Genomic DNA, 21,658 nt, shown 5'->3' with positions numbered 1-21,658 from the left:
GCGGGGTCAGCTCAGGAGCCATGCGTTATAGCGTTCCAGCGCCGTGCCCTGTTTTTCTGTCCAATACTGGGCGTCGATCGGTAGCCCCTTGGCGATGTGGTCGGGGTAGGAGGGGCAATCGGCGGCCACGGCCGGGTCGATGAAGTCAAAGGCCCGGGGATGGGTCACACCGGCGGGGAAGTACTTGGTCAGTGCAGCCTGGCGCTCGGGGTCGCAGGTGAACTTGATGAACTCGCGGCAGGCTGCGGCGTTGGGCGTGCCCGCCAGGATGGCCCAGCTGTCCAGGCCCCAGATGTTCTGGTCCCAGACGATGCCGACCGGGGCATTGGAGCTGCGGGCCGATTGCGCACGCGAGACCCAGACCGGCACCATGTCGACTTCGCCGGACACCAGCAATTGTTCGACTTGCGCGCCACTGGTCCAGAACACCGAGACGTCATTCTTGATTCTGTCGAGTGCCGAGAACGCCCGCTCCAGGTCGCACGGGTAGACATTGGCCACGGCAACCCCGTCGGCCAGCAGTGCCTGCTCGATGGTGTCGAAGGGGTGACGGCGCAGGGCGCGGCGACCGGGGAAACCCTGCACATCGTAGAAGTCTTTCCAGGAGGTAGGTGCCTGGCGCCCTTCGAAGGCGTCCTTGCGATAGGCCAACACGGTGGTGTAGACGTTGGTGCCGACTCCGTACTCGGACATGAAGTGCTCGGGCATCTGCGCCACGATGGGGTCGTTGCCCAGGCCGTGGGCCTCGAGGTATTTCTTCTGGCCCTGGGTGAGCATCTTGATTGCCGGCTGGCTGATCTTGGCCATGTCCCAGATGTAGGAACCGGCATCGACCATCGACAGGATCTGCGCGGTCGGCTCGGCGTTGGCCTGTACGCCAATCACCTCGATTCCCGTCGCCTCCTGGAACGGCCGATAGAACACCTCGGTGTAGGCCTTGGTGTAGACGCCGCCATCATCGCGCACCACGATGCGTTTGGTTTGCGCCCGCAAGGACGACCACATGCTGCTCGTCGACAGTGCGACGGCCCCGACCACACTGGCCTTGAGCACGCTGCGGCGTGACCAGTTATTAATGTTGTTGCCCATACTCCTGACCTCTCTTCGCGATATTGTCGATAGTCGCTATCGTCACTAGGGATGTTTGTTGTGGGTTTTATTTTTCAGGCGGTATAAGTCGGCCCGGGTTGAACAGGCCAAGGGGGTCGACGGCGTGTTTGATCGCCCGCATCAGGGCGAGCGAAGCCGCGGATTTATAGTTATGCATTTCATCGAGCGAGGTTTGCCCGACGCCGTGTTCGGCGCTGAAGGTCCCGGCCAGTTCGGCGGCCACGTCATTGACCGCACGACGCAGTTCACGAGCGAGGGCTTCGGTTTGCTCGAGTCCGTCCCAGACCGCGAACGGGAAGAACGGAATGTAGTGAATGTTGCCGTCACCCATGTGCCCGACGATCACGATCTGCGCTTGCGGGGCAAGCTTCGCCACCGCGGCGTTGGCCCGCTCGATGAAGGTCGCGATGGTGGACACCGGCACGGCGCAATCGGTGGTCAGGCCGATGCCGCCTTTCTTGTTGGCTTCCGACACGCTGTGGCGCAGCTCCCACATGGCGGCTTGCTGGCCTTGACTGGAAGCGATGCTGGCGTTGTCGACGATGGCCTGGTCGAACGCCTGCTCGAGGATGGCCGTAAGGGCCGCCTCGGGGTCGGCGCTGCCCGCGGTATCCGCCAGCTCGATCAGCACGTGCCAGGGATGCCGGGTATCCAGTGGCGAGCGGCGCTGCGGCACGTGCTCCACTACCAGGTCCAGTTGCAATTGGTTCATCAGCTCGAAGGCCGACAGCGATGAGCCTGACAGCTGGCGGGTGAGCACCAGCAGCTCGATCGCTTGGGCCGGGCTGCCGACGCCGACCCAGGCCACTGCGCAGCGCGTGGGCAGGGGATGCAGCTTGAGCACGGCGGCGGTGATGATCCCCAGGGTGCCTTCGGAGCCAATGAACAGATGCTTGAGATCGTAGCCGGTATTGTCTTTGCGCAGGGCTCGCAGTTCCGAGCAGATGGTGCCATCGGCCAGTACCACTTCAATGCCCAGGACGTTGTCGCGGGTGTTGCCATAACGCAGTACGGAGATGCCCCCGGCGTTGGTGGCGATGGTGCCGCCGATCTGGCAGGAACCTTCGGCCCCCAGGCTGACCGGGTACAGGCGTCCGGCGTCCCGCGCCACTTGCTGCACGTTAGCCAGGACGCAGCCGGCCTGCACTTCGATGGAGTTGTTGACGAGGTCGACGAGGCCGATGCGGCGCATGCGCTGCAGATTGATGATCACCGGAACCGGCCCGCTGGAAGGCGGCACCGAACCACCGACCAGGCCGGTGTTGCCACCTTGAGGCAGCACGGGCACGCGGTGCCGGTGACAGCAGGCCACTACCGCCGCCACTTCTGCGGTGCTGGCCGGACGGGCGACACACAGCGCCGCGCCACGGTAGCGCCCACGCCAGTCCTCAAGGGAAGCGGTCATTTCGCCGGCGTCGGTAATCAGGTTGTTTGCACCAAGCAGAGCGATGAGCTCGTCGACCAATGACATTCGCTGACTCCAGTAATCTCAATGCAATTAAAGTAATTGCAAAAATAGTAGAGTGCTTCTCCCCTCATTGGCAATAGGGATTCTGGGGTGTGTCGTTTTTAGGTATGTCGTTTTTAGATATGGCTCACGGCCGGACAACGGAGCGCCCATTGCGCTGCCGGAGCCAGGCGGGAAGGGAGGAGGGTGATCGCTGATGGGCAACTTTATCGACTCAGCCGGTGCCGCGGGCACCAGCTTGAATATCGCAAGCTGCTACCATCGCGCCATTGTCACCCTGAGTAGAGCACCATGAATCGCCGTAAGAAAATCAAGCAGCTGTTAAAAGCCCACGCGAAAAAGGCCAGCGCCAAGCTGGCCCCAGTCAACAAGGACAAGTACATCAGCAAAGCCGACCGCTTGAAGCTGGCGGCTGAAGCCAGTCAGGATCCAAGCAGCCCGGTCGAGAACTGATCGCGCCTCGACTATTTTGCTGTGCCGCCCTGGGGAATATCGCCACAGAACAGATCGAGGTTGCCGTCCTCCGGTGCCGATCGCAGGACGATCGAGTACTGGCCGGCCAGCAACTCTGGCAAGGCGATGGGGGCGCTCCTGGAAAAGGTCCAGCCGGCAACGGCGGCGCGTTCGGTATTGACCTTGTCGTTCATCGCATAGGCCACCGGGCCGGGCTGCTGGCAACTGCCCTTATGGATGAAGGTGTAGATGCGCAGGGGCAGGGAGGTGCCGGTGGGCACGCCGCTGATGAAAAAGTCGAACCCGGTGTTCTGGTCCCAATTGGCCAGGGTGGTATTGGCGATTTGCCCGACGTTGTGCCGAGTGGCCGCCAGGGGAATGCTGATCCCGTGCTCGCTTGACGTGGTACAGCCAAACAGGCTCGCGCTGACCAGCAGGGCGACCAGTGGATATCTGGGATTCATGACCAACCTCCAGTGTTGAAGAATTGCCATGGGAGATTAGCGGGTATCGCCCAATAGTCGCCTGACGTTCGTCAGTCAGGCCCGCAGCACCCTGCGGGCCTGGCCTGTGTCAATGCACGATCTGCGCCAGGAAGGCCTTGGCCCGTGGGCTTTTCGGGGCGTTGAAGAAGTCTTCCGGCGGGGCGTCCTCGATGATCTGGCCACCGTCGAGAAACAGCACGCGCTCGGCCACTTGCCGGGCAAAGCCCATCTCGTGGGTCACGCAGAGCATGGTCATGCCGCTGCCAGCCAGTTTCACCATCACGTCCAGCACTTCGCTGACCATCTCCGGGTCGAGCGCCGAAGTGGGCTCGTCGAACAGCATGATTTTCGGTTCCATGCACAACGCCCGGGCGATGGCCACGCGCTGTTGCTGGCCGCCGGAGAGCTGGCTGGGGTACTTGCCGGCCTGGCTGGCGATACCGACTTTGTGCAGGAAGTGCTCGGCCAGTTCCTCGGCTTTCTTGCGGCTCAGGCCACGCACCGAGATCGGTGCCAGGGTGCAGTTGTCGAGCACGCTCATGTGCGGGAACAGATTGAAATGCTGGAACACCATGCCCACTTCGCTGCGCACCTTGGCCGCCTCGCGGGTGTTCTGGGACAGGTCGGTGTTGTTGACCAGGATGCGGCCTTTCTCGGCGATTTCCAGGCGGTTGATGCAACGGATCAGGGTCGATTTACCCGAGCCGGAAGGCCCGCACAGGACGATGCGTTCGCCTTCGCGCACTTGCAGGTTGATGTCGTGCAAGACATGGAAGGCGCCATAGAACTTGTTCAGGGCGGCGATATCCACCACCACCTTACGGGTGTCGGGTTGCACGGCCAGCGGCGTATCGATACGGGCAGAGAGGGCAGGCATGGTCGGGTCTCCGGCAATCAATGGAAGCGCTCGGCGCTGTAAGGGGCAGGGTCGGTGAACGGGGTGGCGCCGGTCATCATTTCGGCCAGCAAACGGCCGCAGACCGGGCCGAGGGTCAGGCCGTGGTGGGCGTGGCCGAAGTTGAACCACAGGCCCGGGTGCCGCGCTGCCGGGCCGATCACCGGGCACATGTCTGGCAGGCACGGGCGGCGGCCCAGCCAGGGTTCGGCGTCCAGGCGCTCGCCCAGCGGGTAGAACTTGCGCGCCAGCTCTTCGCAGCGGCGCAACTGGATTTCGTTGATCGGGTCGTCACTGTCGGCGAACTCGATCCCGGTGGTCAGGCGCACGCCACCCACCATCGGCGCCAGCACGTAACCGCCGATAGGGTCGAGCAAGGGTTGTTGCAGGCAACTGCCTGGCAGGGCGGCATAGTGCATGTGATAGCCGCGCTTGATCGCCAGCGGAATCTTGTAGCCCAGGGGTTCGAAGACGCCCCGGGCTTGCGGACCGAGGGCGACCACGGCTTCGTCGCCGATCACCAGGCCCTGCTCGGTCTGCACCTGCCATTTGCCTTCGCCCTGGCGCAGGGAGAGGGCATCGCCGAGGACAAACACGCCGCCGCGTTCGACGAACAGTTCGGCATACCCACGGGTCAGGCCGCCGGGATCGCTGACGGTCTTGGGGTCGAGCCAGTGGATGCCACCGATCACGCTGCTGTGCAGGCCGGGTTGGCGCGCCCGCAGTTCGTCGCGCTCGAGCACCTGGTAATTGAGACCAAAGCGCTGCAGTGCTGCGGCGTCCTGTTGCGCCTTGAAGAAAGCCGGGATCGAGCTGTAGGCCTCGACCCAGCCGCCGGCCTGGATCAGATGGTCCATGCCGGCCGGCGTCGAGAGCAGGTCATGTTCACTGACACAACGTTCCACCAGCGGCAGCATGGCCTTGGTCGCCATGGCCAGGCCCTTGGCCCCGGAGTGCCGCCAGTATTGCAGCAACCAGGGACCGGCCTTGGGCAGGTACTTGAGGCTGTAGCGCACGTCCGATTGCTGGTTGCGGGCGTAGCGCAGCAGGCTCGACAGCTCGCGGGGGAACGAATAGGGAATCACGCTGGCGCGCTCGATCAGCCCGGCGTTGCCGTGGCTGGTGCCTTTGCCCGGCTGCTGGCGGTCGATAAGCACCACCTGGCGGCCACGGGCCTGTAACTGGAGGGCGGTACTGACGCCGACAATCCCGGCGCCCAGAACGATGGTTTGGCAATGCATGGGTAGATCCTTGATGCTGGGGCGCCCACGGCAGCCCGAGAAAAAACCGGTTTACTGCAAGTGGCGGCCGAGGCGGCCTTCCAGGGCTTTGAGGCTGCGTCGCACCACTTCCACGATCAGCAGGTACAGCACCGCGGCCCAGAGGTAGATCTGGAAGTCGAAACTGCGCGAGAAGGCCAGTTTGGTCACCCCCATCAAGTCGTAGATGGTCACCAGCGAGGCAATGGCGCTGGCCTTGATCATCAGGATCAGTTCGTTGCCCAGGGGACCGATGGCCACCAGCAGCGATTGCGGCAGGACGACTTTGCGAAAGGTGGTCCAGCGCGACAGGCTCAGAGCGTTGCAGGCTTCGCGTTGCCCCTGGGCCACGGCCATGATGCTGCCCCGCAGGATCTCCGCCTGATAGGCCGCGGTGTTCAGGGTGAACGCCAGCAGGGTGCAGAACCAGGCGTCACGGAAGAACCACCACAGGCCGACGTCCTGCCAGAAGCCTTTGAACGAACCCAGGCCGTAATACAGCATGAACAGTTGGGCCAGCAGCGGCGAGCCACGGAAGAAGTACACATAGACGCCGGCAAAACGGCTGAGAAAGCGGTTGCCCGACAACCGCGCCAGGGCAATCAGCAGGCCGAGCAGGGCACCGAGGGTGAAGGAAATAGCCACCAGTTTGGCGGTCACCAACAGGCCGTCGATGAAGCGTGGGCCATAACGTTCCAGCAACTCAGGGCTGAGGAACAGGCTCTGCAATTCAGCCAGGCTCATGGGCGCACGCTCCGTTGATGGCGGCTGAAATGCTGTTCCAGGTACTGGAACAGGCGGCCGGAAATCGCCGAGAAGAACAGGTAGCCAAAGCAGGCCACGGTGTAGAACAACATCGGTTCCTTGGTCACGCTGACGGCCAGGTTGGTCTGGCGCATCAGGTCGACCAGGGAGATGGTCGACACCAGCGAAGTGTCCTTGAGCAACGACAACCAGTTGTTCGACAGGCCCGGCAGGGCGATGCGCACCAGTTGCGGCAGCACCACTTTGGTAAAGGTGGTGCGCCGGGACAGGCCGAGGGCGGCAGCGGCTTCGAACTGGCCCTTGGGCACGGTCTTGAAGGCGCCCAGCCAGATCTGGCTGGAGAACGCAGCGAACACCAGGCTGAACGCGATCATGGCGGCGACGAAGGGGTTGATCGCCACTTCAGCCTCGTAGCCCATCACCGACAACAGTTTCTGCGCGCCGATCTGGCAGCCGTAGTAAATGATCAGCAGGGTCAGCAGTTCGGGCAGGCCACGGAACACGGTGGCAAACACCGTGCTCATGGCGCGCGGCCAGCGACGTCGGGAGCGGGCGGCCAAGGCCAGGCCCAACCCCAGTGGCAAGCCGATCGGCAGGCAGCTCAAGGCCAGGACGATGGTCACCAGGGCGCCGGCCAGCAAGGCTGAGCCCCAGCCGCCGCTGGCGAAGGAAAGCAGTGACAGGTTTTCGAACATGCTCGAACCCTCTCGGTAAATTAGGCCCGCACGCATGCACCGCCGCCGGTGGGCGCGCGGTGCAGCAGGTCGGCAAGGAACGCCCCGCAGGCTGACCTGGGGGGCAGGGGATCAGTAGATGTCGAACGCGAAGTAGCGGCTGGAGATCTTCTTGTAGGTGCCGTCGGCGACGATTTCATCCAGCGCCTTGTTGAAACGCTCGCGCAGTGCATCGTCACCCTTGCGTACCGCGATGGAGGCGTCGGCGGTGGTGCCGTTGACATCGCCGATGATCTTGCAGCATTCCTTGCCGGCGCTGTCGATCCAGGCCAGCAGTGGGAACTTGTCGGCAATCACCCCGTCGACGCGGCCGGCAGCCAGGTCGCTGTTGGCTTCATCCAGGGTCGGGTAGAACTTGACGTCGGCGCCAGCCGGGCCGTAGTGATCTTCGGCGTAGATGGCCTGGGTCGAGGAGGCCTGGGCACCCACGGTGCGACCTTTGAAATCGGTCTGGGCGTCGGAGATGTCCGAGTCCTTGGGCACGGCCACGGACAGCGGAGTGCGGTAGTAGTGGTTAGTGAAATCGATCTTCTGCTTGCGCTCGTCGGTGGCGATCATCGAGGCGACCACGGCGTCGTATTTCTTCGCCATCAGCGCCGGGATAATCCCTTCCCAGTCCTGGGCGACGATCTTGCATTGGACTTTCATGCGTTCACACAGCGCGTTGGCAATGTCCACATCGAAGCCGTGCAGCTTGTTGTCCGAGTCGACATAGTTGAACGGCGGGTAAGCGCCTTCGGTGGCGATCTTCAGGACTTCAGCCTGCGCGCCGGAGGCCCCGGCCAGGACCATTGCACATGCACTGGCAAAGCGAATGACGTGTTTCATCTAGCACCTCGATTTATTGTTTTGAGCTTGGTGATGATGTGTATCCAACGAACTCGTTGTGCAGGAGCGCAACGGCGGCAAGACGTTTTTCCACTTCCGGGCCCAGCTGTTTGCAGACGTCGTTGACCAGCAGGTGCACCAACGACAGCATCGCGGCGGTCGACTCCCAGAAGAGGTTGAACTCGGTGGGCACGCGGAACACTTCGTCGGCGTTCTGCTCGGCCCAGTCGCAAAAGGTGTCGGTGACCAGCGTCACCGGGATGCCCGCCTCGCGGGCCTTGCGGCACAGCGTCAAGGCATGGCGTGAATAGCGGCGGGCTTCGAACACTACCAGGGCGCTGTCGGCGGGCACGCTGAGCAGCACGTCGGCGTAATGCCCGGCAGCGCCGTCGACCCAGTGCACGTCATCGCGCAGGTACTGCAGCAAGTGCACCATGGAGGCGGCGATGCCCCGTTCGGTCTGGAATCCGGCGACGAACACCTTGCGCCGGCTGGCCAGGCGCTGGCTGACGGCGTGCCAGGTCGGGGTCAGGCTGTATTCGTAGACCTTGACCAGCGCCGCCACTTCCAGCTCGAAGCTGCGGGGTAGGCCCTGCGGACCCTGGCTGGCCTGCTGGCGGAATTCCTGCAAACGGTCGCCTACCAGCCACGGGCCATCGCCCAGGTCGGCCTTGAGGTCGTTTTTCAGGTCTTTGAAGTGGCTGTAGCCGATGGAGCGACAGAAGCGCCCGACGCTGGATTCACTGACGTTCAACTTCGCGGCAATGTCGGCAGCGGTCTGGAACGGCAGTTCATAGAGGTTGGCCAGCATGTAGTTGGCAATCGCCCGGCCAGAGGCGGCGGCGGTTGACAGACTGCTTTCAAGGCGTTGTTTGATGGGCTGGCTCAAGGCTGTTTCCTGTTGTTATTCAGCGCTTGGGAAGGAAAATGGATGTTTTCTGTCATAAAGTCAACATTTGACAGATAACTGTCATCGCCGGATAGTTCGCCCATAACAACAAATCGCCCGGAGCTTCAGAATGTCCCACGCCAACACCGCTTTGCCCGAAGTGCAAAGCCTTTCACTCGCCGACCTGACTGAGCTGCTGCAGCGCATCTTTGAACAGCACGGCACCTCGTCGGAAGTTGCCCAGGTACTGGCGCACAACTGTGCCAGCGCCCAGCGCGACGGCGCCCACAGTCACGGGGTGTTCCGCATTCCCGGTTACCTGTCGTCGTTGGCCAGTGGCTGGGTGGATGGTCGGGCCGTGCCGGTGGTGGAGGATGTGGCTGCGGGTTTTGTCCGGGTCGACGCGGCCAAAGGTTTTGCCCAGCCGGCCTTGGCCGCAGCCCGTGGCTTGCTGGTCGAGAAGGCCCGCAGTGCCGGCATCGCGGTGTTAGCGATCCGCAACTCGCACCATTTCGCCGCGCTCTGGCCGGACGTCGAACCCTTCGCCGAAGAGGGCCTGGTGGCCTTGAGCGTGGTCAACAGCATGACCTGCGTGGTGCCCCATGGCGCGCAACGGCCGCTGTTCGGCACCAACCCGATTGCCTTTGCCGCACCGCGTGCCGGTGGCGAGCCGATCGTCTTTGACCTGGCGACCAGCGCCATCGCCCACGGCGATGTGCAGATCGCCGCGCGTCAGGGTCAATTGCTGCCCGAGGGCATGGGCGTCGACAGCCTGGGCCAGCCGACCCGGGACCCCAAGGCAATCCTCAACGGCGGCGCGCTGCTGCCGTTTGGCGGGCACAAGGGTTCGGCCCTGTCGATGATGGTGGAACTGTTGGCGGCGGCCCTGACCGGCGGTAACTTCTCGTTCGAGTTCGACTGGTCGAACCATCCCGGGGCACAAACCCCCTGGACCGGTCAGTTGCTGATCGTGATCGATCCGAGCAAGACCGCCGGCAACCACTTCGCCAGCCGTAGCGAAGAATTGGTGCAGCAGATGCGCGGCGTCGGCCTGCAACGCATGCCAGGCGACCGACGGTATCAGGAACGGGCCAAATCCCTGTCCGACGGCATCAGCCTGCCTGCAGCCGAGTTGGCGCGGTTGCGTGAACTGGCGAGCGCGCGCTAGGCAAAGGTGTATCCGACCTTGCAGGTGTATACAAAATCTGTGAGCAACCAAGTTCACTGTAGGAGCGAGCTTGCTCGCGATGAGGCCAGCACAGCCAACATCGCTGGCGCCTGACACACCGCCATCGCGGGCAAGCCCGCTCCCACAGGTTTGATGGCTGTATGCACAATCTGTGAACACCTGGCGCTACTGTGGGTGTATACAAAATCTGTGAGTATCCAAATTCACTGTAGGAGCGAGCTTGCTCGCGATGAGGCCGGCACAGCCAACATCGCTGGCGCCTGACACACCGCCATCGCGGGCAAGCCCGCTCCCACAGGTTTGATGGCTGTATGCACAATCTGTGAACACCTGGCGCTACTGTGGGTGTATACAAAATCTGTGAGCAACCAAATTCACTGTAGGAGCGAGCTTGCTCGCGATGAGGCCGGCACAGCCAACATCGCTGGCGCCTGACACACCGCCATCGCGGGCAAGCCCGCTCCCACAGGTTTGATGTGGTGTATACAAAATCTGTGAACAGCCAAAATCACTGTGGGAGCGGGCTTGCCCGCGATGAGGCCGGCACAGTCAACATCCATGGCACCTGACACCCCCACCGGTTTGGTGGGTTGAAACTGCCGTCCTGCATGCCCCGCCCCGTTATAACTGACCCCTTTCCACGCCCTGGCCAGGGCGCAAACGCTTTCTGCTCTTTCGATCTGCAGTCAGTGAAGGCACAATGCGCATCCTTTTTTGGCTAGCCTTGCCGGAGGCCTCGAAATGATTAAGACGCCGTACTACCTGATCGATAAACAAAAGCTGCTGGCGAACATGGAGAAGATCGCCTATGTGCGCGAGCAGTCCGGGGCCAAGGCCCTGTTGGCGCTCAAGTGCTTCGCCACCTGGTCGGTGTTCGACCTGATGGAGCAGTACATGGATGGCACCACCTCGTCCTCGCTCTACGAGCTCAAGCTCGGCCGCCAGAAATTTGCCGGCGAGACCCACGCCTACAGCGTGGCCTGGGCCGACGATGAGATCGAGGAGATGCTCGCCAACTGCGACAAGATCATCTTCAACTCCATCGGCCAGCTGCAGCGCTTTGCCGAGGCGTCCGAAGGCAAGGTTCGCGGTCTGCGGGTCAACCCGCAGGTGAGCAGCTCCGACTACCTGCTGGCAGACCCGGCGCGTCCATACAGCCGCCTGGGCGAGTGGGACCCGGTCAAGGTCGAGGCGGTCATCGAGCAGATCTCCGGCTTCATGTTCCACAACAACTGCGAGAACGGCGACTTTGGCCTGTTCGACCAGATGCTGTGCACCATCGAGGAGCGCTTCGGTCACCTGCTGCACAAGGTCGAGTGGGTCAGCCTGGGCGGCGGTATTCACTTCACCGGTGAAGACTATGCCCTCGACCAGTTCTGCGCGCGCCTCAAGGCTTTTTCGCAGAAGTACGGCGTGCAGGTCTACCTGGAGCCGGGCGAAGCTGCCATCACCCAGAGCGCTTCGCTGGAAGTCACCGTGCTCGACACCCTCTACAACGGCAAGCACCTGGCCGTCGTGGACAGCTCCATCGAAGCGCACATGCTCGATCTGCTGATCTACCGCCTGAACGCCAAGCTGGCGCCGAGCGAGGGTGAACACACCTACATGGTGTGCGGCAAATCCTGCCTGGCCGGGGATATCTTTGGTGAGTATCAGTTTGCTGCACCGTTGGCGATTGGCGACCGTCTGTCGTTTGTCGATGCCGCGGGTTACACCATGGTCAAGAAAAACTGGTTCAACGGCCTGAAAATGCCGTCCATCGTAGTGAAACAACTCGATGGTAGTGTCGAGCTGGTTCGTGAGTTTGGTTTCGACGATTACTTGTCCAGCCTTTCGTAAGCTGGCGCAGAAGGAGAGAGAGAAAAATTGAAGAAGAACGTACTTATCATTGGTGCAGGAGGTGTCGCCAAGGTGGTGGCCCACAAGTGCGCGCAGCACAACGATGAACTCGGTCGTATTGCTATCGCGTCGCGCAACATCTCCAAATGCCAGGCCATCATCGACAGCGTCAAGGCCAAGGGCAGCCTCAAAGTGCCCGCCGATATCCAGGCTTTTGCCCTGGACGCCATGGATGTCGAAGCGACCAAGACGCTGATCCGCGAAACCGAATCGCAGATCGTCATCAACGTTGGTTCCGCGTTCCTCAACATGTCGGTGCTGCGTGCCTGCATCGATACCGGTGTCGCCTACCTGGACACCGCCATCCACGAAGAGCCGGGCAAGATCTGTGAAACGCCGCCCTGGTATGGCAACTACGAGTGGAAACACCTCGAGGAATGCCAGCAGAAGAACGTCACCGCCATTCTCGGCGTGGGCTTCGACCCGGGTGTGGTCAACGCCTATGCAGCCCTGGCGCAACAACAGTATTTCGACCGCATTGATTCGATCGACATTCTCGACGTCAATGCCGGTTCCCACGGCAAATATTTCGCCACCAATTTCGACCCGGAAATCAACTTCCGCGAATTCACCGGACAGGTGTGGAGCTGGCAGGACAGCCAGTGGACCAGCAACACCATGTTCGAAGTCAAACGCACCGACGACCTGCCAGTGGTCGGCGCGCAGAACCTCTACCTCACCGGTCACGATGAAGTGCACTCCCTGTCGAAGAACCTCGGCGTGGCCAACGTGCGTTTCTGGATGAGCTTCGGCGAGCACTACATCAATGTGTTCACCGTACTCAAGAACCTTGGCCTGCTCTCCGAGCAACCGGTCAAGACTGCCGAAGGCCTGGAAGTGGTGCCGTTGAAAGTGGTCAAGGCCGTGCTGCCGGACCCAAGTTCGCTGGCGCCTGGCTACACCGGCAAGACCTGCATCGGCGACCTGGTCAAGGGCACCAAGGATGGCCAGCCGCGTGAAGTGTTCATCTACAACGTGGCTGATCACGAGGAGGCCTATGCCGAAACCGACAGCCAGGGCATTTCCTATACCGCTGGCGTGCCACCGGTAGCCGCCGCCTTGCTGGTCGCCCGTGGCGAGTGGGACGTGCAACGCATGGTCAACGTCGAGGAGCTGCCAGCCGAGCCGTTCCTCAAGGCGCTGGACGTGATGGGCCTGCCGACCCGCATCAAGGATGAGCGTGGCGATCGTCCATGGGACAGCAAAGCCTGAGGCCTTCCAGGTCCTGGTAACTGCCCCGCGCACAAGAACGCCGCTCATTGAGCGGCGTTTTGTTTTCCAGCACAGGACCGGTGGGCGAGCGTCCCTCTGTGCACTGCTTATTACAAGGGCTAGACTAGTGGCATATAACCACAATAACGACGTGACTTGCCTGCATGAGAATCCATCCACTTCCACCCCTCAATAGTTTGATTGCTTTTGAGGCCGCAGCGCGGCACATGAGTTTCACGTTGGCGGCGCACGAGTTAAACGTTACCCAAGGCGCGATCAGTCGCCAGGTACGTTTGCTCGAAGATTACCTGGGTAAAACCCTATTTATACGCACGACCCGTACTCTGCAACTAAGCCCGGCCGCCAGCCAGTATTACGAAGCGGTTCGCAATTCATTGCTGGGCGTGGCGCAAGCCACCGGCGAAATACGCCAATGGCAGGGGGCCGAGCAAGTAACGGTGGCCACCAGTACGGCCATGGCATCACTCTGGTTGTTGCCCAAAGTCACCCAGTTCCAGCGCGAAAACGAAGAGATCGACCTGCGGATCATCGCCCACGACCAGGTCAAGGATTTCTCCCGGCTGGACTGTGACCTGGCCTTGTATTACTGCCGTACACCGCCGCCGAACATGCAGGTAACACCCCTGTTTTGCGAGGAGGTGTACCCGGTTTGCAGCCCGGCCTACCTGGCCCAGCACCCGCATTTGAGCAAACCTGAGGACCTGGCCGGCTTGACCTGGCTGTACCTCGATGACCCGCAGCGGGACTGGATCGGCTGGTCCGACTGGTTGCTCAGCCAGGGCCTGAACAAGGTCGAGCCAAAGCGCCGAATCAATATCAATAGTTACTCGATGCTGATCCAGTCGGCAATCAACGGGCAGGGCATTGCCCTGGCCTGGTCGAACCTGGTCGACGACCCTTTGCGCACCGGCGCATTGGTACGACCGCTGGAGGCGGTATTAACGACCGAGGCGCAGTTCTGTTTGCTGGAACCGTTGTCACGGGGCGCTATGCGCCAGAGTGTGAAGTGCTTTAGAAGTTGGTTGTTGAATCAACTTCCGCCTTCGAAAGACTCCGTCTAAGAATCGCAAAAGTTAAACTTGCCGATAACAACAAGTTGCTCATATATTCGCGCGCCCCTGCAATTAGCAAGTTTCAAGGCAAAAAACAAGGCAGGCGAATTTATGACTAAAAGTCATGAATCGCCCCGCAAATATCGTTTGTCGAGACCACTCCTGTTTTCCCAAACTGGCTGCCAACGGACAGTGGCCAGTGGGCCTGCCGATCTTTCCAAACCGTGCCCAGCAGGGGAAAACAATAATGAGCAACAACCGCCAAATTCCTGTGCATCACCTTGAAACCGTACTTAACCCGATCCATGAGGCCACCGGGCTGAGCAACGAGTTCTACACCGATCAACATTTCTTCGAACTGGAACGTGATCAGGTCATGGGCAAGACCTGGGCCTGTGTCGGTTTCGCCAGCGACCTGGTCAAGGCCGGTTCGGTCAAGCCGATTGATTTCATGGGCCTGCCCCTGCTGCTGATGCGCAACCGTGAAGGCGTGGTGCAGATATTCCATAACGTTTGCAGTCACCGCGGCATGAAGCTGGTGGAGGAGGCCGGTGAGGTGCAAGGGGTGATTCGCTGCCCTTACCACTCCTGGACCTATGACCTCAACGGCGGCCTGCGTGGCACGCCGCACGTCGGCGGGATCGATCAGCACAAGGACGAGCGCTTCGCCTGCGAAAAGCACGGCCTGAAAGCCATCCGCAGCGCGATCTGGATGGACATGGTGTTCATCAACCTGTCGGGCGACGCCCAGCCACTCGAGGACATGCTCGCGCCGCTGACCACGCGCTGGACCCAGTTCCTTGGCGAGGACGGCATGAGCCTGCTGCGTCGCCGTGCGGGCCAGGACCAGACCACCCTGGACATCAACTGCAACTGGAAGCTGGCGGTGGAGAACTACTGCGAGGCCTATCACCTGCCGTGGGTGCACCCGAGCCTGAACTCCTATTCGCGCCTGGAAGACCACTACAACATCTTGTTCGACGAGCATTTCGCCGGCCAGGGCAGCTACGCCTACAACCTCTCGGATGTCGCCGGGACCCACCTGCCGAAGTTCCCGGCGTGGCCCCAGGACCGTCTGCGCAACGCCGAATACGTAGCATTTTTCCCCAACGTGCTGCTGGGCATCCAGGCCGACCACGCCTTTGCCATGCAGCTTGAGCCGGTTGCGCCGGGACGCACCATCGAGCACCTGCGCCTGTTCTATGTGGGTGACGAAGCGGCCACCAGCGATGAGTTCGCCGCCTGCCGCGCCGCGATTCTCGAGTCCTGGAAAGTGGTGTTCCAGGAAGACATCAGCTCAGTGGAAGGCATGCAGAAAGGCCGTTTCTCCCCAGGCTACAAAGGTGGCGCGTTCTCTCCGGAAATGGACATCCCGACGCACTTCTTCCACCAGTGGGCTGCACGTCAGTTGCTCGCCACCACGCCGTCTGCCTGAGGAGGAGCGCCCATGTATCCGATAGCCTCGCACTGGCTCAACTACATCGACGGTGAATGGAGCGACAGTACCCAGCACTTGAAAGTCCACAACCCGGGCAATGGCGAGTTGCTCGCAACCATCGCCCAGGCCGGTCTGGCAGACGCCGAGCGCGCCTTGGCGGCGGCCCGGCGCTGTGCCGACAGCGGTGAAATGACCCGAGTGCGCCCGGCGCAACGTGTCACTTGGCTGCTGCGCATCGCCGAGGAGATTCGCGCCGTGGCCGACGAGGGCGCCTGGGTACTGTGCCAGGAGAACGGCAAGCGCCTGTGCGACGCCAGGGACGAGTTCGTCGAGGCGGCGCGGTACTTCGAGTATTACGCCGGGATGGCGGACAAGATCGAGGGCACCTCGATCCCGCTGGGCAACGGTTACATGGACTTTACCCTGTACGACCCGATGGGTGTTTCGGCGCAGATCGTGCCCTGGAACTTCCCGGTTTCGATCTGTGCGCGTTCCCTGGCCCCGGCGTTGGCGGCGGGTAACGCGGTGGTCATCAAGTCGCCTGAGCTTTCACCGTTGGGCCTGTGTGTGCTGATCGGCGCCATCAGCAAAGCGGGCTTGCCGCGAGGCGCGGTCAACCTGATCTGCGGCCGAGGCCGTGAGGTCGGGGCGCACTTGGTCAGCCACCGTGCGGTGGACCAGATTGTGTTCACCGGTTCCGTGCCTACCGGGCAGTCGATCTTGCGGGATGCCGCCCAACACGCGATTCCCAGCGTGATGGAGTTGGGGGGCAAGTCGGCGGCGATTGCCTTTGCCGATGCCGACCCCGAGCAACTGCTGGCCAGTGTCCAGTCGGGGATTTTCTTCAATGCCGGCCAGGTCTGTTCAGCGATGTCCCGGCTGCTGGTGCAGCGCGAGATTTATGAGCAAGTGGTCGAGTCCGTGGTCGCCATGGCCGAAGGGCTCAGCGTCGGGATCGGCCAGGACGACGCGGACCTGACGCCCGTGGTCAGTGCCGGACAACTGGCGGGTATCGAAGACTTGTGTCGCCGCGCTGAGGCGCAAGGTGCGGTAGCGGCCACCGGTGGCCAGGCATTGCCTGACCGCGCCGGTCACTTCATGGCCCCGACGGTGTTCCGCGATGTGCGTCCCGACATGTGCATTGCCCAGGAAGAGGTGTTTGGCCCGGTGCTGGCGGTGATCCCTTTCGACACCGAAGAGGAAGCGATCGCCATCGCCAACGGTACCGAGTTCGGCCTGGTCGCCGGGGTGTTCACCCAGGACATCAGCCGGGCGATGCGCTGCACCCGGCGCCTGAGGGCCGGCCAGGTGTTCGTCAACGAATGGTACGCCGGGGGAATCGAAACCCCGTTTGGTGGCGTCGGGCTGTCGGGTTTTGGCCGGGAAAAGGGCCAGGAAGCCTTGTACAGCTATGTGCGCACCAAGAACGTAGCGATCCGGGTTGCGGGGGAGTGAGCGCCATGTACAAGACTTGGCTGTGTATCGTCTGTGGCCTGATCTACGACGAGGCGCTGGGCTGGCCCCAGGACGGCATCGTCGCCGGCACGCGCTGGGAAGATGTGCCCGAAGACTGGCTGTGCCCCGAATGCCACGTCGGCAAGGCGGATTTCGAGATGCTCGATATCAGTGAGCATGTTGCGCCGGCGGCCGTCGCCAGTGTGCCGTTGCCCACCCCGGTGACAGCCCCTGCAGCGCTGCTGCCGACCCAGCCGATCGTCATCATCGGCAGCGGTTACGCCGGTTACGGCCTGGCCCAGGCATTGCGCAAGGCCGACCCGCGCGTAGAGATCCGCGTGCTGACCCAGGACTGCGGGCACTTGTATTCCAAGCCGGCATTGTCGATCGGGCTGGCCCAGGGCAAAGACGCCGAGGCATTGGCCAGCGAGTCGCCGATGGCGATCGAGCGGCGCCTGAACATCCGCGTCTATGCGCATTGCCAGGTGCAGCGCATTGACAGCGCGGCGCGGCGCTTGAGCACCAGTCTGGGTGAGATGGACTACGGCCAGTTGGTCCTCGCCAGCGGCGCGATGCCGCTGCGCCTGGCGATCGAGGGCGACACCAGTGCAGTGCTCAGCGTCAACAATTTGCACGACTACCGACAGTTTCGTCAGCGCCTGAGTAGCGTGCAGCGTGTCGCCATCCTGGGCGACGGCCTGATCGGTTGCGAGTTTGCCAACGACCTGGCCAGCAACGGCGTGCGTGTCGATGTCATCGGCCTCGGCCGCTGGCCCATGGAGCGCCTGCTGCCGGTCGAGGCCGGCCAGAAGCTGCAGCACGCCCTCAGCGAATTGGGAGTGAACTGGTATCTGCAGAACACCCTGCAGGCCATCGAGCCAACGGCCCAGGGTTACGGCTTGCAACTCGCCGACGGGCAACGCATCGAGGCCGACCTGGTGTTGTCTGCCGTCGGGCTGCGGCCGGACCTCAGCCTGGCAGAGAGTGCCGGGGTGACAGTCGGCAGGGGCATTCAAGTGGACTCGCGATTGCAGACTTCCCAGCCGGGGATCTACGCCTTGGGCGATTGCATCGAAATCGCCGGGCAGTTGCTGCCGTATCTGGCACCGATCAACCAGGGCATCCAGGCACTCAGCCAGACCTTGCTCGGCCGGCCTACGGCCGTCGATTACCCGTTGATGCCGGTGACGGTCAAGACCCCGGTCGCGCCGCTGTGCCTGCTGCCGCCCGCGGCGGGTTGCGTGGGGGAATGGCGCTGCACCTTGACCGAGGATGGGGTGAGTGCCGGTTTCCATGACGTCGACGGCGCGCTGCAAGGTTTTGTCCTGCTCGGTCGCCAGGCGCAAGCCCAACGCAGCCGTTTGCTGCAGTCCTGCCAGAACTCCCAACAGGCTGTAGCCTGAGGCCCGAATCATGAAGAACACGATCAATCTGCCGTATGACGATGCCAGCTGCGGCTGGTACGCAGCCTTGCCTGCACAACCCGCCTGCACCCGCCTGTCCGGTGAGCAGCGGGCCGACTTCACCATCGTCGGCGCAGGGTTTGCCGGCCTGGCGGCCGCACGCCGCCTGGCAACGCATCACCCGCAAGCACGGATTCTGTTGGTCGATGCCCAACGGGTGGCTCACGGGGCTTCGGGGCGCAACTCCGGGTTTGTGATTGACCTGCCCCACAAGTTCGCCCTGGAGCATCCGGACCCGGCACACAAACAGCGCTTGCTGGGGCTCAATCGCGCCGCCATCGCGCAGTTGCAAGGCTTGGTGCAGAGCCGTGGGATCGATTGCCAATGGTCCCATGCCGGTAAGTATCAAGGTGCTGTCGGTGCCCGTGGCCTGGCTTACCTGGATCACTTCGAGCGGCTGATGAGCGATCTTGGCGAACCGTTTCGCCGGGTGGGTCCGGCAGAGCTTTCCAGCGTCCTCGGCACCCAGCATTACAGTGGCGCGATCTACACCCCCGGCTGCTACCTGATGCAACCCGCGGCCCTGGTCACCGGGCTGGCGCGTTCGTTGCCGGAGAATGTCGAGTTGCTGGAAGAGTCACCGATCCAGCGCCTGGAGCGCGACGGCAAGGGCGGCTGGCTGTTGCATGGCAGTCAGGGGCTGATCCGCTGCCCGCAGGTATTGCTCGGCACCAGCATCTTCACCCAGGAGTTTGGTTATTTGCGTAACCGCCTGCTGCCGGTAATGACCTTCGCCAGTTGGACCCGACCGCTGACCGACAACGAGCTGGCGGCCTACGGCGGTCAGGTGGACTGGGGGCTGACCCCGGCGGACCACGCCGGTACCACGGTGCGCATGACCGAGGATCGTCGCCTGATTATCCGCAATACCTACAAACATGTGCCCAAGTATGGGCGCAGCACCAGCGATGCCATGCGCCTGGACGTGCGCGCGGCGCATCGCAAGGCGTTCCTGGCGCGCTTCCCGCAACTGGCCGAGGTGCCTTTCAGTCATACCTGGGGTGGGGTCTATGCGATCTCGCGCAACTTCACCAACTTCTTTGGCGAACTGGAACCGGGGCTGCATGCCTCGGCGTGCGACAACGGGGTGGGTGCGGCCTGGGGCACGATCTCCGGGACCTTGCTGGCCGATCTGGCGGTGGGCGCCGATTCGGCGCAGTTGAACGATATCCGTGCAGTGACCGGCATGCCGTCGCTCAACCCGCCGGAACCGTTTCTCGGCCTGGGGGTGCGCTCGCGCATTCGCCTGGCCGCCTGGAACAGCCGGAGTGAGTTATGAGCCCGCGCGCCCCAGGCAAGGCACGGGTGCTGTGCATCGACCAGCAGGACCTGACATTCACCGTGCGTGGTGGGCCGCCCGGAGCGGCCTATGTCGCCCGCGCCGTGAGCAACGAGGTGTCACCGAACATCGGGGTGGGATTTGCCCGCTGGGAAGGGGCAGAGGTGCGGTGGACGGTGCTGTATGACGAGGTGATCTTCGTGATCGAGGGCTGTCTGCAGCTGCAGGCCGACGGTGAAATGTTCGAGGTCAGGCCAGGCCAGGTGCTGTGGATTCCTGAAGGCAGCGAGCTGGTGTATGGCGGTCATGCCTTGTTCGGCTACGTGGTGCACCCGGGCAACTGGAAAGAGCTGCACGGATTGGCGTGACGCCAACTTCCCTCCCTTGGACTTCTTGGAATCCGCACCGTGCTTGGACTGACGCGAACTTTCGGGGCCCTTTACCTGGCCAGCTTGTTGATGCAATTGGGCTCGACCCTGCTGATGACCTATCTGGCGTTGCGCTTGAGTGGCATGGGCGGGAGCGAGGCGGCCGGCGGTGCCTTGATGGCCGCCAATGCCCTGGGCATGGTCCTGGGCGGTTGGGTCGGGCGTTGGCTGATCGGCGCGGTTGGGCACATTCGTACCTACGCGGCGTGCGCCGGGATTATTGCCGCGGCGGTGCTGGCCCATGAATTCAGTCATTCACTGCCGTTCTGGCTATTGCTCAGGGCGCTGGTGGGGCTGGCGATGATGTGCCAACTGATGGTGATCGAAAGCTGGCTCAACGATCAGGCCCGCACCGAGCAACGTGGCGCGGTACTGGCGCTGTACATGGTTGCCAGCTACGTCGGCATGATGCTCGGCCAGTTGGCCCTGACCCTCGATACCGGCTTGGGCATTCGTGCGCTATTGGGCGTGGCCATGGTGTTTGCCCTGTGCTCGGTGCCAGTGGCGCTGACCCGCAGCGCCCATCCCAGCGTGGTGCCCAGTGCGGCGATTGATGTGCGGTTGTTTGTGCGGCGGATTCCCCAGTCGTTGGTGACCGTCCTGGTGTCCGGGATGATCAATGGCAGTTTCTACGGCCTGGCTGCGATCTATGCGAGTAAGCAGGGGCTCGACACGGCGCAGGTCGGGCAGTTCATGGCCTTGACCATCGGCGCCGGGCTGCTGGCGCAGTTGCCGCTGGGTTGGCTCTCGGACCGCCTGCCACGGGCGAGCCTGATCCGTGGGGTGGCGGTGGTGCTTCTCGTGGCCAGCCTGCCGCTGGGGTTTAATCAGTCGCCCTCGTTCAGCACCGTGTTGCTGTTTGGCGCGGCGATTGGCTTCCTGCAGTTCTGCCTGTACCCGCTGGGCGTGGCGCTGGCCAACGACAATATGGAGGCAGGCTTGCGGGTGTCCCTCTCGGGCATGCTGTTGATCACCTTCGGCGTCGGAGCCTGTATCGGGCCGCTGGTGGCAGGTTTATTGATGGAATATGCGGGCGCCTCCAGCCTGTATTTTTTCCACGCCGGTTGTGCGCTGTTGCTGGCCTTGTGCGTGACCCAGACGCGAGTCAGCGGGCGGCACCTGAACCCGGATGCGCCCTTGCATCAACCACTCACGCCGGATGGTCTGGCAAGTTCGAACTGGGTGGCGGTGGCAGAGCCGGTAGAGCAATCGGCAAGGCACTAAGTGCCGTCGTCAGGGAGGGCAGCGACGGTTTTGATCGATGCGTTTTTCTCATGAATCGGTGACGAAAAATGGTTTGAAGGCGGGTGGGGTTTCCACCATCTTGCCAGTGGTA

Annotated in this window: 20 protein-coding genes and 1 pseudogene; 12 read left to right on the top strand and 9 right to left on the bottom strand. The window is 62.5% G+C overall.

Features of this window, described 5'->3' with window-relative positions; all coding sequences use genetic code 11:
* Positions 1–6: 6 nt before the first annotated feature.
* On the bottom strand, positions 7–1,089 hold the full coding sequence (locus tag QMK50_RS03165) for an ABC transporter substrate-binding protein (protein ID WP_320332517.1): 1,083 nt from the start codon (positions 1,087–1,089) through the stop codon (positions 7–9).
* Between the two features lie 67 nt (positions 1,090–1,156).
* Positions 1,157–2,581, bottom strand: a complete 1,425-nt coding sequence (locus QMK50_RS03160; RefSeq protein ID WP_320332516.1) for an FAD-binding oxidoreductase — start codon at positions 2,579–2,581, stop codon at positions 1,157–1,159.
* 288 nt (positions 2,582–2,869) lie between these two features.
* Here QMK50_RS03160 and QMK50_RS03155 point away from each other — a divergent pair, with 288 nt between their 5' ends.
* Positions 2,870–3,031, top strand: coding sequence for a DUF2986 domain-containing protein (locus tag QMK50_RS03155; protein WP_320332515.1), 162 nt, complete (start codon positions 2,870–2,872; stop codon positions 3,029–3,031).
* Between the two features lie 11 nt (positions 3,032–3,042).
* Here QMK50_RS03155 and QMK50_RS03150 read toward each other — a convergent pair whose 3' ends face one another.
* From QMK50_RS03150 to QMK50_RS03120, 7 genes are all read right to left on the bottom strand, one after another.
* The gene (locus QMK50_RS03150; RefSeq protein WP_320332514.1) at positions 3,043–3,495 is read right to left on the bottom strand and encodes a hypothetical protein; all 453 of its coding nucleotides are present in this window, start codon (positions 3,493–3,495) and stop codon (positions 3,043–3,045) included.
* Between the two features lie 109 nt (positions 3,496–3,604).
* Positions 3,605–4,393, bottom strand: a complete 789-nt coding sequence (locus tag QMK50_RS03145) for an amino acid ABC transporter ATP-binding protein (protein WP_413787288.1) — start codon at positions 4,391–4,393, stop codon at positions 3,605–3,607.
* A 17-nt stretch (positions 4,394–4,410) separates the two neighbouring features.
* A complete protein-coding gene (locus QMK50_RS03140; protein ID WP_320332513.1) occupies positions 4,411–5,652 on the bottom strand; it encodes an FAD-binding oxidoreductase in 1,242 nt (413 codons plus the stop codon).
* Positions 5,653–5,703: 51 nt separating this feature from the next.
* Positions 5,704–6,414 (bottom strand): ABC transporter permease, encoded by a 711-nt coding sequence (locus QMK50_RS03135; RefSeq protein WP_095170771.1) that lies wholly within the window; start codon positions 6,412–6,414, stop codon positions 5,704–5,706.
* The gene (locus QMK50_RS03130) at positions 6,411–7,130 is read right to left on the bottom strand and encodes an ABC transporter permease (protein WP_095170769.1); all 720 of its coding nucleotides are present in this window, start codon (positions 7,128–7,130) and stop codon (positions 6,411–6,413) included. Before QMK50_RS03130 ends, QMK50_RS03135 begins: the two co-directional genes overlap by 4 nt.
* A gap of 111 nt (positions 7,131–7,241) precedes the next feature.
* The gene (locus QMK50_RS03125; protein ID WP_320332512.1) at positions 7,242–7,997 is read right to left on the bottom strand and encodes a transporter substrate-binding domain-containing protein; all 756 of its coding nucleotides are present in this window, start codon (positions 7,995–7,997) and stop codon (positions 7,242–7,244) included.
* 13 nt (positions 7,998–8,010) lie between these two features.
* On the bottom strand, positions 8,011–8,886 hold the full coding sequence (locus QMK50_RS03120) for a MurR/RpiR family transcriptional regulator (RefSeq protein WP_166591989.1): 876 nt from the start codon (positions 8,884–8,886) through the stop codon (positions 8,011–8,013).
* 130 nt (positions 8,887–9,016) lie between these two features.
* On the opposite strand from QMK50_RS03120, the gene QMK50_RS03115 reads away from it, so the two are divergent.
* The 11 genes and pseudogenes from QMK50_RS03115 to QMK50_RS03065 all read left to right on the top strand — a co-directional run bounded on the left by QMK50_RS03115 (position 9,017) and on the right by QMK50_RS03065 (position 21,546).
* Entirely contained in the window at positions 9,017–10,054 is a 1,038-nt protein-coding gene (locus QMK50_RS03115; RefSeq protein ID WP_320332511.1) for an Ldh family oxidoreductase, read from the top strand.
* 762 nt (positions 10,055–10,816) lie between these two features.
* Positions 10,817–11,914, top strand: coding sequence for a carboxynorspermidine decarboxylase (locus QMK50_RS03110; protein WP_320332510.1), 1,098 nt, complete (start codon positions 10,817–10,819; stop codon positions 11,912–11,914).
* A gap of 27 nt (positions 11,915–11,941) precedes the next feature.
* Complete coding sequence (locus tag QMK50_RS03105; RefSeq protein WP_095170753.1) at positions 11,942–13,186, top strand: saccharopine dehydrogenase family protein; 1,245 nt, start codon at positions 11,942–11,944, stop codon at positions 13,184–13,186.
* 164 nt (positions 13,187–13,350) lie between these two features.
* Positions 13,351–14,268, top strand: a complete 918-nt coding sequence (locus QMK50_RS03100) for a LysR substrate-binding domain-containing protein (protein WP_095170751.1) — start codon at positions 13,351–13,353, stop codon at positions 14,266–14,268.
* A gap of 238 nt (positions 14,269–14,506) precedes the next feature.
* The gene (locus QMK50_RS03095) at positions 14,507–15,694 is read left to right on the top strand and encodes an aromatic ring-hydroxylating dioxygenase subunit alpha (RefSeq protein WP_320332509.1); all 1,188 of its coding nucleotides are present in this window, start codon (positions 14,507–14,509) and stop codon (positions 15,692–15,694) included.
* 12 nt (positions 15,695–15,706) lie between these two features.
* The gene (locus QMK50_RS03090; protein WP_320332508.1) at positions 15,707–17,152 is read left to right on the top strand and encodes an aldehyde dehydrogenase family protein; all 1,446 of its coding nucleotides are present in this window, start codon (positions 15,707–15,709) and stop codon (positions 17,150–17,152) included.
* A gap of 5 nt (positions 17,153–17,157) precedes the next feature.
* Positions 17,158–17,322, top strand: a pseudogene (locus tag QMK50_RS03085) (rubredoxin); the annotation flags it as partial.
* On the top strand, positions 17,311–18,555 hold the full coding sequence (locus QMK50_RS03080) for an FAD-dependent oxidoreductase (RefSeq protein WP_320334486.1): 1,245 nt from the start codon (positions 17,311–17,313) through the stop codon (positions 18,553–18,555). The pseudogene QMK50_RS03085 and the gene QMK50_RS03080, both read left to right, overlap by 12 nt.
* Positions 18,556–18,565: 10 nt before the next feature.
* Positions 18,566–19,894, top strand: coding sequence for an FAD-binding oxidoreductase (locus QMK50_RS03075; RefSeq protein WP_320332507.1), 1,329 nt, complete (start codon positions 18,566–18,568; stop codon positions 19,892–19,894).
* Positions 19,891–20,262: an ethanolamine utilization protein EutQ gene (locus QMK50_RS03070; RefSeq protein WP_095170742.1), complete on the top strand. Its 372-nt coding sequence runs from the start codon at positions 19,891–19,893 to the stop codon at positions 20,260–20,262. Before QMK50_RS03075 ends, QMK50_RS03070 begins: the two co-directional genes overlap by 4 nt.
* 39 nt (positions 20,263–20,301) lie before the next feature.
* A complete protein-coding gene (locus QMK50_RS03065) occupies positions 20,302–21,546 on the top strand; it encodes an MFS transporter (RefSeq protein ID WP_177440703.1) in 1,245 nt (414 codons plus the stop codon).
* The last annotated feature ends 112 nt before the right edge of the window (positions 21,547–21,658 follow it).

Source organism: Pseudomonas sp. P5_152, assembly GCF_033989915.1.
Lineage (GTDB): Bacteria > Pseudomonadota > Gammaproteobacteria > Pseudomonadales > Pseudomonadaceae > Aquipseudomonas.
The sequence above is the reverse complement of the archived record's forward strand: the minus strand, read 5'-3'. Positions and strand labels throughout refer to the sequence as shown.